Source organism: Fodinibius sp. Rm-B-1B1-1, assembly GCF_038594945.1.
Classification (GTDB): Bacteria; Bacteroidota; Rhodothermia; order Balneolales; family Balneolaceae; genus Fodinibius; species Fodinibius alkaliphilus.
The window spans coordinates 104,492-117,836 of the sequence record NZ_JBCFYD010000001.1 but is presented as its reverse complement, the minus strand read 5'-3'; the positions used below and the strand labels follow the sequence as shown (position 1 = coordinate 117,836).

General features: G+C 44.2%; 14 protein-coding genes. 12 read left to right on the top strand and 2 right to left on the bottom strand.

What is annotated here, in order from left to right; translation table 11 throughout:
- Positions 1 to 99: 99 nt before the first annotated feature.
- The 10 genes from AAFH98_RS00525 (at position 100) to AAFH98_RS00480 (ending at position 8,910) form a co-directional block, all read left to right on the top strand.
- On the top strand, positions 100 to 732 hold the full coding sequence (locus tag AAFH98_RS00525) for a porin family protein (protein ID WP_342520708.1): 633 nt from the start codon (positions 100 to 102) through the stop codon (positions 730 to 732).
- A 77-nt stretch (positions 733 to 809) separates the two neighbouring features.
- Positions 810 to 1,664, top strand: coding sequence for a DUF726 domain-containing protein (locus AAFH98_RS00520; RefSeq protein ID WP_342520707.1), 855 nt, complete (start codon positions 810 to 812; stop codon positions 1,662 to 1,664).
- Between the two features lie 85 nt (positions 1,665 to 1,749).
- Positions 1,750 to 2,652, top strand: coding sequence for an HlyD family secretion protein (locus AAFH98_RS00515; RefSeq protein WP_342520706.1), 903 nt, complete (start codon positions 1,750 to 1,752; stop codon positions 2,650 to 2,652).
- Positions 2,653 to 2,702: 50 nt separating this feature from the next.
- Positions 2,703 to 3,626, top strand: a complete 924-nt coding sequence (locus AAFH98_RS00510) for an ABC transporter ATP-binding protein (RefSeq protein WP_342520705.1) — start codon at positions 2,703 to 2,705, stop codon at positions 3,624 to 3,626.
- Positions 3,619 to 4,362: an ABC transporter ATP-binding protein gene (locus tag AAFH98_RS00505; RefSeq protein WP_342520704.1), complete on the top strand. Its 744-nt coding sequence runs from the start codon at positions 3,619 to 3,621 to the stop codon at positions 4,360 to 4,362. Before AAFH98_RS00510 ends, AAFH98_RS00505 begins: the two co-directional genes overlap by 8 nt.
- A 3-nt stretch (positions 4,363 to 4,365) precedes the next feature.
- Positions 4,366 to 5,475 (top strand): ABC transporter permease, encoded by a 1,110-nt coding sequence (locus tag AAFH98_RS00500; protein WP_342520703.1) that lies wholly within the window; start codon positions 4,366 to 4,368, stop codon positions 5,473 to 5,475.
- 93 nt (positions 5,476 to 5,568) lie between these two features.
- Positions 5,569 to 6,687: an ABC transporter permease gene (locus tag AAFH98_RS00495; RefSeq protein WP_342520702.1), complete on the top strand. Its 1,119-nt coding sequence runs from the start codon at positions 5,569 to 5,571 to the stop codon at positions 6,685 to 6,687.
- A gap of 235 nt (positions 6,688 to 6,922) precedes the next feature.
- Positions 6,923 to 8,074 (top strand): prephenate dehydratase, encoded by a 1,152-nt coding sequence (gene pheA, locus AAFH98_RS00490; protein ID WP_342520701.1) that lies wholly within the window; start codon positions 6,923 to 6,925, stop codon positions 8,072 to 8,074.
- Between the two features lie 228 nt (positions 8,075 to 8,302).
- The gene (locus AAFH98_RS00485; RefSeq protein ID WP_342520700.1) at positions 8,303 to 8,710 is read left to right on the top strand and encodes a carboxymuconolactone decarboxylase family protein; all 408 of its coding nucleotides are present in this window, start codon (positions 8,303 to 8,305) and stop codon (positions 8,708 to 8,710) included.
- The gene (locus tag AAFH98_RS00480) at positions 8,707 to 8,910 is read left to right on the top strand and encodes a hypothetical protein (RefSeq protein WP_342520699.1); all 204 of its coding nucleotides are present in this window, start codon (positions 8,707 to 8,709) and stop codon (positions 8,908 to 8,910) included. Before AAFH98_RS00485 ends, AAFH98_RS00480 begins: the two co-directional genes overlap by 4 nt.
- A gap of 54 nt (positions 8,911 to 8,964) precedes the next feature.
- Here the strand turns inward: AAFH98_RS00480 and AAFH98_RS00475 are convergent, their stop codons facing one another.
- Positions 8,965 to 9,417: a hypothetical protein gene (locus AAFH98_RS00475; RefSeq protein ID WP_342520698.1), complete on the bottom strand. Its 453-nt coding sequence runs from the start codon at positions 9,415 to 9,417 to the stop codon at positions 8,965 to 8,967.
- Positions 9,418 to 10,090: 673 nt separating this feature from the next.
- Here AAFH98_RS00475 and AAFH98_RS00470 point away from each other — a divergent pair.
- Positions 10,091 to 10,537, top strand: a complete 447-nt coding sequence (locus AAFH98_RS00470; RefSeq protein ID WP_342520697.1) for a hypothetical protein — start codon at positions 10,091 to 10,093, stop codon at positions 10,535 to 10,537.
- A 129-nt stretch (positions 10,538 to 10,666) separates the two neighbouring features.
- Here the strand turns inward: AAFH98_RS00470 and xseA are convergent, their stop codons facing one another.
- Positions 10,667 to 11,860, bottom strand: coding sequence for an exodeoxyribonuclease VII large subunit (xseA, locus tag AAFH98_RS00465; RefSeq protein ID WP_342520696.1), 1,194 nt, complete (start codon positions 11,858 to 11,860; stop codon positions 10,667 to 10,669).
- A 149-nt stretch (positions 11,861 to 12,009) separates the two neighbouring features.
- On the opposite strand from xseA, the gene AAFH98_RS00460 reads away from it, so the two are divergent.
- On the top strand, positions 12,010 to 13,308 hold the full coding sequence (locus AAFH98_RS00460; protein WP_342520695.1) for a dihydroorotase: 1,299 nt from the start codon (positions 12,010 to 12,012) through the stop codon (positions 13,306 to 13,308).
- Positions 13,309 to 13,345: the final 37 nt, after the last annotated feature.

The window sequence follows — 13,345 nt, the reverse complement described above, 5'->3', positions numbered from 1 at the left end:
AAGAGGCACTGCAAATGTTGGGTTTACAGTGCCTCATAGTCTAATAAATCAGAGCATTGAAAAATGCTCATCAACTGTCAAAATGTACGGAGGTATATTATGCGAATCAACAAACAAAAAATACTCGCTCTAACTATTCCTGTAATACTGGTTTTATCCACATTGATGGGGAGTGAAGCCAACGCCCAATCTGCTCCCTTAAGCTGGGGATTTAAAGCAGGAATAAACGCATCTACCATTTATGGGGATAATGTAAATGATGTGGAAGCTCAAGCTGGTTTTAACGGAGGTATTTATTTGAACTACCGGTTTAACAATTGGTCTCTTCAGCCCGAGGTATTTTACAGTATGAAGGGAGCCGAATTAGATCAGGGGTTCTCGGGACAAACAGATTATGAGTTTGGATACTTATCCGTTCCGGTCCTTGTGAAATATCATTTTGTAACGAAATCTTCCCTGGAGCCTACTCTATATGCGGGACCTCAAATGGGATTTAGTCTATACGGAGATGCCGACGACCAGGAAATCGATGATAGCCTTGCAGATACAGAGTTCAGCTTGGCATTTGGAGGGGGGCTGGATCTATTAACAGCAAAGCACCCTTCTGATTTTATACAAAAAGTGGGATTGGATCTGCGATATACGTTGGGACTTACAAATCTATTTGATGTAACGGGAGATCCAGAAGCCAAAAATAGCGCTTTTAGTGCTGCTGTAATACTTGGATTCTAATACCCTACCCAATAACCCTCTTACTCGGCAGGGTGGAATATCCTTGCCGGGTAATTTTAAACTGAGATGGAAAGGTTATGTATCTAATTAGTTCGAGAAAAAAGATTACCGATGGAAAGAGGTTTAGCGAGGAAGATCGGCTTCGGTACATTAAGGGGCCGAATACGCAAATTAGCGTCTCGAAGGATATTTTTCTGTCTGAGGTTGTCTCCCAAAACGTGTTGCTGATTGTTCATGGTTTCAATAACCCATTTCGGCATGTGGTGCAGGAGTATCTCCGACTTAAAACGCGATGGTCGCATCTCTTAGAAAACCAGTACGATTATATTTTGGGATATACTTGGCCAGCTGGAAACTCTGAACTGGATTATTTTCAAGCTAAGAAAAATACTGACAAAGCTGCCCAAAGGATCCGGAATTGGTTAATAAGGCTGACAAATGCGAATTGTACCATCGATATTATGGGTCATAGTTTGGCAGCGATGGTAGGATATAAAACTCTAAAAAGGGAAGCCCCAATAAAAATAAGGAATGTGTTTTCTTTTGGGGCTGCTATCTCGAAAGACCTCTTGTTAAACAAAGGTATCCCATCTCAACTCTTAGAAAAGATAGAAAGTTTTTACGCCTTCTATAACCGCAATGATAGTATTCTAAAATATTGTTTTCGCCTTATTGAATGGGAACAGGCTCTTGGATATGCAGGCTTATCTGAATTGGAAGAGATTCCGAAAGTAGATAGCAAAATCCATGTTGTTGACTGCAGCGAGGTAATCTATAATCACACTGATTATACTCGGTCATTGCTTGTGAGCAGGTTTTTAGCAGATGTATTAGAAGGTAATACTATTGATCAGATTACAATACTTGGCGATTATGGAAGTCCCAAACCAGTAAACCAGAGAACTTTAACAAATGTGGCAAGAGGAAATTAGAATGATAACGTTTTTAACGAAATCTATTTCAAAAATGGAAGCTCGGACAATTTTTATAAACAGCTCCCCAAGCCCGATACGGTTCATGCAAAAGTTACCTTTGGCATTAATTGTATTCACTTTATTACAAATTATCATTTCGGGATGCAATAATAATGGTAAATCTGATGCCTATGGACAGTTTGAGGCAACAAAGACCACCATTTCTACAGAAATAGGGGGCAAGCTGTTACGCTTTAACGTTGAAGAAGGGGATGATCTGAAAGCGGACCAGCACGTTGGGCTGGTGGATACCACAAGGTTGGTGTTACAAAGAGATGAATTGGACGCTCGGTTGGAATCTATCGATGCTCGGATTGACAATATCAATGCACAGGTGGAGGTACAAAAAAGTGAATTGGAAACAGCGCAAAATGATTTGAATCGGATCAAGGTACTTCATAAAGATGGTGCGGCTACGCAGAAGCAATTAGATGACGCCCAGGCCCGGGTTCGTACCATCAAAAAACAGATTAACGCACTGCAAACACAAAAGCAGTCGGTACGTGCAGAAATAAATGCGATCCAGGCACAAATTGCTCAGCTCGAGGATAAGATTGCAGACACTCAGATTATTAACCCAATTAATGGCAAAGTGCTGACTACCTTTGTGGAACCGTACGAGCTGGTTCAAAATGGGCAACCACTGTACCAGATTGCGAGCCTGGATACACTGGAATTACGGATTTATATCAGTGGGGCACAATTGCCTTCTGTAACGTTAGGTCAGAGTGTGGAAGTATTGGTGGATAAAAATGCTGAGGAAAATCAGGCGATGGGCGGACGAATAAGCTGGATTGCATCGGATGCTGAGTTTACGCCCAAGATGATTCAGACCAAGGAAGAGCGTGTCACGCAGGTGTATGCAGTTAAGGTAAAGGTGCCGAACCCGGATGGAATATTGAAAATTGGAATGCCCGGAGAGGTAAACTTTCAAACGCGAAATTAGTTGATGGTTATTTGGGCAATCCCGAATGACTAATAACAAATAACCAAGTTATGAAACCAATCGAAGTTGAACATATGACCAAAACCTACGGCAAAGTAGAAGCCGTGAGAGGGATCTCCTTTGAAGTTAATGACGGAGAATTATTTGGGTTGATTGGCCCCGATGGTGCTGGAAAAACAACTATTTTCAGGATCTTAACGACATTGCTTAAACCTGACGCAGGTAAAGCATCTGTTTTGGGATTGAATGCTGTCGATGATTATAAACAGATTCGTCCCAAAGTAGGGTACATGCCCGGGCGTTTTTCGCTCTATCAGGATCTTTCGGTGGAAGAAAACCTCTCATTTTTTGCTTCTGTTTTTGGAACAAATATCGAAGAAAATTATGAGCTGGTAAAGCCAATATATAGTCAACTTGAACCCTTTAAGGATCGTATGGCCGGGGCCTTGTCTGGGGGGATGAAGCAGAAGCTGGCGCTTAGCTGTGCACTTATCCATAAACCGGAAGTGCTTTTTCTGGATGAGCCAACTACAGGTGTGGATGCGGTTTCGCGTAAGGAATTCTGGCAGATGCTTCATCGATTGAAAGATGAAGGCATTACTATTTTGGTTTCTACTCCTTATATGGATGAGGCCGAGCAGTGCGATCGCATTGCCCTGATGCAGGAAGGAAAAATTTTATCTATAGATACGCCTGTTAGGATCACAGATCAATTTGATGAACCCTTATGGGCGATAAAATCCAAAGATAAATACAAGCTAATTCAGGTGCTCAGGACGTATGAATTTGCGGAATCGGTGCAGCCTTTTGGGGAATACGTGCACTATACCGATCAGCGTTCTGATTTTGTACCAGATAAATTGAAATCCTATTTGGAAGTCAATGGAATTGAATATCCCGAAATAAGAAAAATAGCGCCCGATATTGAAGATACTTTTATCAGGTTGATGGAGCAGGAGGTGTCTCATGAGTGATCCGATGATAAAAGCAGATAACCTTACCCGTATGTTCGGTGATTTTACGGCAGTAGACCATATTTCGTTCGAGGTGGGGCGCGGTGAGATTTTCGGTTTTTTGGGGGCCAATGGTGCAGGAAAAACCACAGCTATGCGCATGCTGACGGGCTTGTTGATCCCCACAGAAGGAGAGGCCGAGGTGGCGGGACTGGATGTGTATACCCAAGCCGAGCAGATTAAGAAGGAGATCGGCTATATGAGTCAGAAGTTTTCGCTGTACGAAGATTTGACGGTGCGCGAGAATATTCGACTATATGGCGGAATTTATGGGTTGCCAGATCAAGAGATTAAGCAAAAGTCTGAACAGCTTGTTGGAATGTTGGATATGCGGGAGTTGCAAAATAAAAGAATTGGTTCACTGCCACTGGGGTGGAAGCAGAAATTAGCTTTTTCAGTTGCATTATTACATGAACCCAAAATTATTTTCCTGGATGAGCCAACCGGAGGCGTTGATCCCATTACCCGTCGGCAGTTCTGGGAGCAGATCTATAAAGTCGCTGATGAAGGAACTACGGTTTTTGTGACAACGCATTACATGGATGAGGCCGAATATTGTGATCGCGTTTCCATAATGGTGGACGGATGTATAGATGCCTTGGATACGCCGGCCGGACTGAAACAACAGTTTGAGGCAGAAGATATTGAAGAAGTTTTTATAACCCTCGCAAGAGGCGCAAAAAGAGCGGAGGGATAATTAATGGATGCATTTATAGGTTTTGTAACTAAAGAATTTAAACAGATTTACCGAGATAAACGAACGCTGCTGGTGCTGTTTGGGATGCCGATCATCCAGATGTTGCTCTTTGGCTTTGCCATCCGCAATGAAGTGGAAGATGCCAAAGTAATGGTATTGGATGCCTCCCGCGATGAAGTGACGCAACAGATTATCAGTAAAGTTGATGCCTCTAAATATTTTACGATAGAAGGGCATATTCAGCGCTATGATGCAATTGAAGACCTTTTTCAGCAGGGCGAAATTGATGAGGTGTTGGTTTTTGAATCTGATTTTGCCCGTAAGTTGCAGCGGGATGAGCAGCCTGCAGTACATATTATTACGGATGCTTCCAATCCCAATTTAGCGCAACTTATCCAGCAGTATTCATCGTCCATAATTGTGGATTACCAGCAACGAATGTCGGATGATGACCGGATACAGCAAGGAGGGATTGGGACAAACGTCAATATGCTGTTTAATCCCCAGTTGGAAAGCGTAAATTTATTTGTACCGGGACTTATTGCCGTAATTTTGATGCTTATTTCTGCTTTGATGACCTCCATTTCGATCACGCGAGAAAAAGAGATGGGCAATATGGAGATTTTACTGGTTTCGCCCCTGCGTCCGGCCCAGATCATCATTGGCAAAGTGCTGCCATATTTGGTATTGGCCTTTGTAAATGTGCTCACGGTTTTAGTCATGGCACGATGGGTTTTTACTGTTCCGTTCCGGGGTTCCTACTCCTTGTTCCTGGCAGAATCTCTGCTGTTTATTTTTACAGCGTTGGCACTGGGGGTTTATATATCTACTCGGGCAGATGATCAGCAAACAGCTATGATGGCTTCGCTGGCGGGCTTGTTACTGCCCACCGTGCTGCTGTCCGGATTTATTTTCCCGATTTCAAGTATGCCGGTAATACTTCAGTGGATTAGCAACCTTATTCCGGCCCGTTGGTTTTTGGTAATTGTCAGAAGCATTATGCTCAAAGATTCCGGCTTGTTACTGCTATGGAAAGAAACGCTTATTCTGGTGATCATGACGGTTGGATTTATCGCTTTAAGCGTCAAAAATTTTAAAATCAGGTTAGAATAAACGGTCAGCTTTCAGGGTTCAATAGTTTGCTGAGAACTGAGTACCCAAGTAAGTAGTATTTAAAAGTTCATAGATTATTAAACAGCCAAATAAATGAGAACGATTCGCTTTCTATTACAAAAAGAATTCTTACAGATTTTCCGCAACAAGGGGATGCTCCCTATTATCTTTTTGATGCCGGTAGTGCAATTGGTAGTTCTCTCCTTTGCGGCTACGTACGAGCTCAGGGAAGTCAACGTTCATTTGGTGGATTTTGACCAGTCGTCAGCTTCACGGCAACTAGTTAACAAATTTCAGGCCTCGGGCTATTTTAATTTGCAGAATCGCTCCGTTGATGTCGATCAAGGTATTGAGGATATGCGTGCCAACAACGTGCGATTGGTCATGGTGATTCCCCATGATTTTGAGCGAAACATAGAATCAGGTCGGCCAGCATCTGTACAACTGAATATTGATGCGGTAGATGGGGCCACAGCCGGACTTATCCAGGGATACGGTCGATCCATTATCCAGGATTTTAGCTCCGAGGTACAACCCCGGGTGAAGAATCTACAACCACCCGATCAGCAGGCAATCGAAATGATACCCGCCAGCTGGTATAACCCAAACCTGGATTATATCAACTACATGGTACCCGGCATTTTGGTGGTATTGGTTTCTATGATCGGGATGTTTTTATCGGGTATGAACATTGTACGTGAACGCGAGATGGGTACCATCGAGCAGCTTAACGTGACGCCCATTAAGCGCTACCAGTTTATTACGGGAAAACTGTTCCCGTTTTGGATTATCGCTCTTTTCGAGTTAGCGCTTGGATTGGCTATTGCTCGGTTTGGTTTCGGTATCCCATTTGTCGGAAATATCTGGCTATTATTTGCGATTGCAGGGATCTACTTGCTCGTGGTGCAAGGCATTGGCCTGTTTATTTCTACCGTCACGGATACCCAACAGCAAGCGATGTTTATTGCCTGGTTTTTGATGGTGGTTTTTATTCTGATGGGAGGATTATTTACGCCTATCGAAAGCATGCCGAGCTGGGCTCAGGATGTAACACTGGTGAATCCGGTAGCACACTTTATTAAAATCATGCGGATGGTGCTACTTAAAGGAGCTGGATGGGCGGAGGTTCAAAGGTTAGTTGGGATACTTGCCTTAATGACCATTATTATTTTACCAGCAGCCATTTTTCGATATCGAAAATCGACAGGATAATAAGCTTTACCTCGTTCCGAAGCTTACCTGCGCGTAGCCAATTAGTTAGTGATAACGTGTTACTACTAAATGCTTCGGGGAAGACGGATTCTATGTCGGGATGTTATGTTTAACCTGTCTGTCATAACACAGAGCATTGTGGCAAGATGAGGATTATATTTTCGTTTTCTCCTTTCATAAAAGGCCGGAATCTGATATCCTTTGAATTCATTTACCCAAACGAAAGAAACTGCCGATGGCCGACAAACTTGAATCCATCCGAAAGCTGCTCGATCAAACTGATAGAACCATTGTTGAAGCCTTGGCCAAACGCCAAGAGCTGGTTCGGGAAGTTTCGGAGCTGAAAATTGACGATGAATCTAATATCCGCGATACCGAACGGGAAGAAGAGCTGCTGGATAAGATAACGAAATTAGCCCGCGAAGTGGGACTTGATCGTTATTTTGCCGAGCAGTTATTTAAAGATATTATTCATCATTCAGTACGGTTTCAGACCCATTCGTTGGTTGACCATCAGAATGAACAGAAGAATGCTGATACTGTTAGAGTGGCTTACCAGGGGACGGATGGAGCATTTAGTCATCAGGCTGCTTTCCGCCATTTTGAAGAGCGGTATGCCCAGGTAGATTGTTTTGGCTATGATACCTTTCGTCAGGCTGCTGAAGCCGTAAAAGAACAAAAGGTGGATTACGCTATTTTGCCCATCGAAAATACCACGGCCGGATCCATCCGGGAAACGTACGATCTCTTAGCTGATGATAAGTTGCACATTGTGGGTGAAGAGGCTATCCGCATTATCCACTGTTTGCTGGCGTTGGAGGATATTCCTGTGGATCGTATTCGACGTATCATGTCGCACCCACAGGCTATAGCACAATGCAGCAACTTTTTGGCCACCCTTCACGATTGCAAGGTTGAATCGTATATCGATACGGCGATGTCGGCAAAGAAAGTGCTTGAGGACGGTGATTTGTCACAGGCTGCCATTGCGGGAAGTTATGCGGCCGATATTTATGGACTTAAGATTTTAAAGCGTGATTTGGCTAACCAATCTGAAAACTTTACCCGCTTTGTGGTTGTGGGACCGCAGTCGGTAGACGTTGATCCACAGATCCCGTGCAAAACATCGCTGCTGATGGTGACTTCGCACGATAAGGGCGCACTTGTTCAATGTTTGAATGTGATCAATGAACATGACATTCGAATGACCAAACTCGAATCACGTCCCAAGCCCAATGAACCGTGGAAATACCAGTTTTACCTGGATATCGAAGGAAATATTGCCAATCCCGAAGTTAACGTAGCCCTTCAGGAGTTAGAGCAAGAAGCCAGCTCGTTGAAGGTGCTCGGTTGCTATCCCGCGCAGGTAGGAAATGGGGATCAATAGCAGAGGGCTAATTGTCGTATTATCTTATTAAAGATAAACCCGATACAGAATATAGGTTATACCTGACAGAATGAATGTTGCTATGTAATGAGAATATTTTGCAATACTTCCCCTTATTCTTGCTATAAATAGTTGTTTATATTGCATATAGGTTTTAGGGAGGGTGAAGATCATAAGGCGGCCTTACCTCATGTAAATATCAAACTAAGTACAAAAGCGGAGGTAGTTATGGCCGAAATTCGTCCAAGAGAACAAGTAGAGCAGGAAATGAAAGAGATGCTCGGACTCGTCCCCACCTTTTTTAAGAAGATTCCAGATGATTCTTTCAATCATGAATGGCAGCTTTTCAAGCGCCTGGAGTTGGGAGAGACCCTGATCCCCAATAAGTATAAAGAGCTTATGGGGATAGCAATTCATTCTGAAACAAAATGCCGGTATTGCACCCTTTTCCATACCGAAGCGGCTCGTCTTTTCGGAGCAACGGATGAGGAGATCCAGGAGGCGGTGCATTATGCAAAGATGTCGGTAGGTTGGAGTGTTTATCTGAATGGCATGCAACAAGATTTCGATCTGTTCTCTGAAGAGCTGGAACGTATCGTTACCCACATTGAAGAACAAGCACCGGCAGAGTCATGAACATTGAACAGGTGAAATCTTCAACATATCGGATTACGCTGCATACCTACGAGCTGGCTGCTCTTGTTTCTGCAGCACGGTGGGCGGTCGATGGAGCGGAAGGGGAGTTGCCCCGGGAAGCACGACAACAGCTGTCACAGATATTGGCCGGTTATGATGCTAAAATGGAACAGATGAGCAAACCCGAGGCAAAATCCTGATACCTGTTGTATAATTTTCAATCAGGGACAGCAGACGTTGTTTGTTGTCCCTTTTTATTGAGAGGTATTTCGCCAATCCTGATAAAAGTAAATCAGGTTTGAAACTGAATAAATGAGTAAAAAGGAAGCAATCAAATAAGCAATCGAGCCCGGATACATTACGATAAGCAACGCAATAATCAGTGTGATGACCCCAAGTATAGCAAACTGAAATCCAAAAAGGAGAATAATCCCAAACAAGCCTAAAAAGGCGGCAAAGGTGACGGGGATAAGTTCGGGAAAGATAAAGATTACAATTCCTGCAACAATGGGAATGGCAGACAAGGTCGGCGAAATACGGAAGGCCATAAACAGTACGCCCAAGGCTATAAGGTACCCGCCTGCAATCAGGTACAAAAAGTTGGGATAAATGAGCGTAAGGCAACCAGTACCCAAGGCCAACAAGGCATTAAGAATTTTTCGCTCACGATTCTTGTAGTTGACTTGAATGCTGTATTGCTCAAACATATCGGTAGAAAGTTAAATATTGAATTAGAGATGCTTTAACCTGCTTTCTAATTATACAAGATTATTTAATAGTCTGCATGGAATCTGTTTTATCTAACCCAAACAAATTTTTAAATATCGTTTTGTAGCCTGCCTGCGCAACGGATATGATGCCCCTTTTGTCTTGACACAAAAGGTCCTGTTAAAACCGTAAAATGGGCAAGAAAGTCCCTCTTTTCTAAGAGGGATTAGGGAGATTGACTGGACGTGCTAATATATTCAATCCTCCTGTCCTCCTTCTCCAAGGAGGAACTCATTTATATTATTTGCGAGCAATCAATTAAAAGTCCCCTTTGCGGTGCTCCGTTTTACGGGGGGAGTGGATTTAGGGGAATTGATTAGCTAAAACTTCAATCCTACTACTCATTCCGTACCTCCGGTGCGGAATGGAATATGTTTCGCACCAGAGGTACGAAGCAAGTTTAACTTCAAACAACTATTTATTAACTACTTCCTCCCCATTCAATAGTGGTTTCCTTGTCAGTGTTAAAGGCATCTACAGAACGAACCCACTCATCATCCTGCGAAATCAAGAATATCCCTGCTCTAAAGGGGATATTTCATAGTGTTCGCATTTATAAGTTTCTTTTCTTTAGTTAACAACAGTATTCAATATCAAACTAAATCAATAGAGATGCGATCACTTATATTTACGCTATTACTCATTGGCTTTATCACCTCAGCATGCGCTGGGCCAGAGACCACTGCCAGAGATGAAGTTATTAACGTAACAGGCTATGATTTTTCTGAATATACTGAAGATGGGTTTTTATTTACTCCAGAAGCATATAATGGTGACTATCAATCAATTGGTTTAATTACAGTTACCCAGTGGCCAGCCGTTAGAAAAATGACACGGCGCGTTCCTTCCCCTGATAGTCCAAACGGTTATAAAACAGTTGAAGAATTCTACCCAGATGATATTGATGTAGAAAAAGCAATTGACGAAATCTATAAAGTAGCGAATAATATGGGGGCTGATGCAATAACTCGTTTTGATGTAACTCCTACCTCAAGAATGAATGGTACATTAACAGTTCAGGGTGTTGAGATATCAGGCTTTGCGATTAAACGGAAATAAATAGCATTTAAGACTACAACAAGAATGTAGTTGTATGAGTCTGAAACGCCTGTTGCTTTTCCAACTGTTTTCCTGCGATTTGCCCCAGACCCCCAATTATTAAAACCGGTACAGTACATACAACAGCTATTAATTAACTACTTCCTTCCCATCTCCCCACTCAATAGTAGCCTCCTTATCACTATCAAACCCATCAACAGAACGAATCCACTCGTCATCTTGCCAGATGCGGGAATAGCCCTGTTCAAGAGCCGCATTGGGATTCTTTAGTTCCAATCGATGATGTAATTCCTTCAGCTTATCATGTTTTTTCATGAAATGAACTTCGCGACGGTGTCGGAGTCGGTCAACCAGGTTATTAACATGTTCATGATTGCTACTCACCTTTTGTTGTACCACCTGCAAGGCATGGGATTGCACAAGCTGTTGAATACGCTCTTTTTGATCGGTTACGCGCTGCTCAACAATATCATGCAGCCGGGTGGTCAGGTCGTCAGCAAACATGCGTACCTCGTTGATATCGGGCGTGGCAATAATAGGAGCCTGTGTTGGCGTGGCAGCGCGGGCATCGGCTACAAAATCGGAGATGCTGAAATCCACCTCGTGTCCCACGGCACTGATGGTCGGTACCTTACAGTTGAACAAGGCGCGGGCGACCGCCTCCTCATTAAAAGGCCACAGATCTTCCAGCGATCCGCCGCCGCGACCAACGATGAGCACATCAACATTTTGGCGCTCCGAAAACCAGTTGATCGCTTTAACCAGCTGGGGGGCAGCATTGACGCCCTGCACGCTTGCATGATGGAGGAGCACCTCGGCTACGGGCCAGCGACGTTCGAGCGTATCGCGGATATCGTGAAAAGCGGCCCCCGTTGCCGAAGTGATCACCCCAATTTTAAACGGAAATTTCGGCAGTGCTTTTTTGTGCTCGTCATCAAAAAGTCCTTCTTCTTTAAGTTCTTTCTTGAGCTTTTCAAAGGCCTCTTGCAGCTTTCCCTTCCCGGCCTGCTCTACCGATCGCACAATCAGCTGGTATTTTCCGTGCGGGGGATATACCTGGATATCGCCGCCAGCTATAATTTGCTGACCGTCTTCCAATTCTACGCCCAGCCGTTGATTTACGCCCCGCCAGATCACCGCCGACAGCTGTGCGTCTTCATCCTTTATCGTAAAGTAGGTGTGTCCCGCCCGGCTGGTGGACGCATTACTGACTTCGCCCTCCACTTTGATATCGAGGAAATTCCCTTCCAATAGGGATTTTATTTCGCCCGTTAATTCCGAAACCGAGAGCACTTGTGGCGTAAAAAGATCTGATTGAGACATGTTGAGCAGTCCGTTTGCAGCGTTCAGGCGACCAGTTATTACGAAGAGTCTTGCTGACTGCTGATAACTGAAAGCTGATAGCTATTTTAATCTGTGTTTATCTGTGGCTTTTGTATATTTAGCATCACCAAAAATAACGGAAAGTTTGTATGAGTTACACGCCTAATTTACTGCTTCAGAACGTAAAACCTGTCGGGGATAATTTTAACGGTTCGGATAAGGTTGATCTCCGTATTGCCGATGGAACGATCGTGGAAATTGGTACTGACTTGGATCCCAAAGAAAATGACGAGCAAACCCATGATGCCGACGGTGCCTATGTTTCGGGCGGATGGATGGATATGCATGTCCACCTGCGTGAGCCCGGTTATGAGCATAAGGAGACCATCGAAACCGGTTGTGCCGCGGCGGCTTTTGGTGGATTTACGGAAGTAGCGTGTATGCCGAATACGAATCCTCCCATTCACACGCGGGATGTGGTAGAGTTTATCAAGAAAAAGGCGGAGAAGCTGCCCGTGGAAGTCCATCCTATTGGCTGCGTGTCGAAGGAGCGCGAAGGCAAGTCGATTGCTGAGATGGGCGACATGAAAGAGGGCGGTGCGGTAGCCTTTAGTGATGATGGAGATCCGGTTTATAATTCGCAGCTGATGCGTGTAGCACTGGAGTATTCTTCGATGCTGGAGATGCCGATTATTAATCACGAAGAGGATTTGAAACTCTCGCGGCCGGGACATATGCACGAGGGCAAAGTGTCGGCGCGACTGGGTATTGACGGCACGCCGGGTATTGCCGAAGAGACGATGATTGCCCGCGATATTTTGCTGGCCGAATTTACCGGCGGACATATTCACGTGGCGCATATCAGCACGGCTAAAGCGGTAGATTTAGTTCGTCAAGCCAAGGCCAAAGGCATTAATGTAACTACCGAGGTTTGTCCCCATCATTTTGATTTGACGGACGAAGAAATTGAGCGTCGCGATTTCGATACGAACGTGAAGATGCATCCCCCGCTGCGTACGCAAGAAGATGTAGACGCGATGATCGAAGGGGTGGCTGACGGCACTATTGATGCGATTTGTACTGATCATGCTCCGCATGCCATAGAAGAAAAGGAAGTGGAATTTATTTACGCCCCCAACGGTATTATTGGATTGGAGACCGCATGGAGCATTAGCGTAAAGCAGTTGCTGGATTCGGACGTGCTTGATCTGGAAGCACTGCTCACGAAATTTGTAGAAAAGCCGCGGGAGATTTTGAATCTGGATATCCCCGAGATAAAAGAAGGCGCACCAGCGAACCTTACGCTTTTTAATGTGGATGAGGAGTGGATCTTTGATGAGGAGAAGGTTCATTCAAAGTCCAAGAATTCTCCCTATCTGGGTGAAACCCTGAAAGGGCGGGCCGAGGCGATCTATAATAAAGGTCGGTTCGTGGAGAATGAGCTGTGATTTTTGGAGAATGAAGCGGCCTGCTATGCGTTATTAT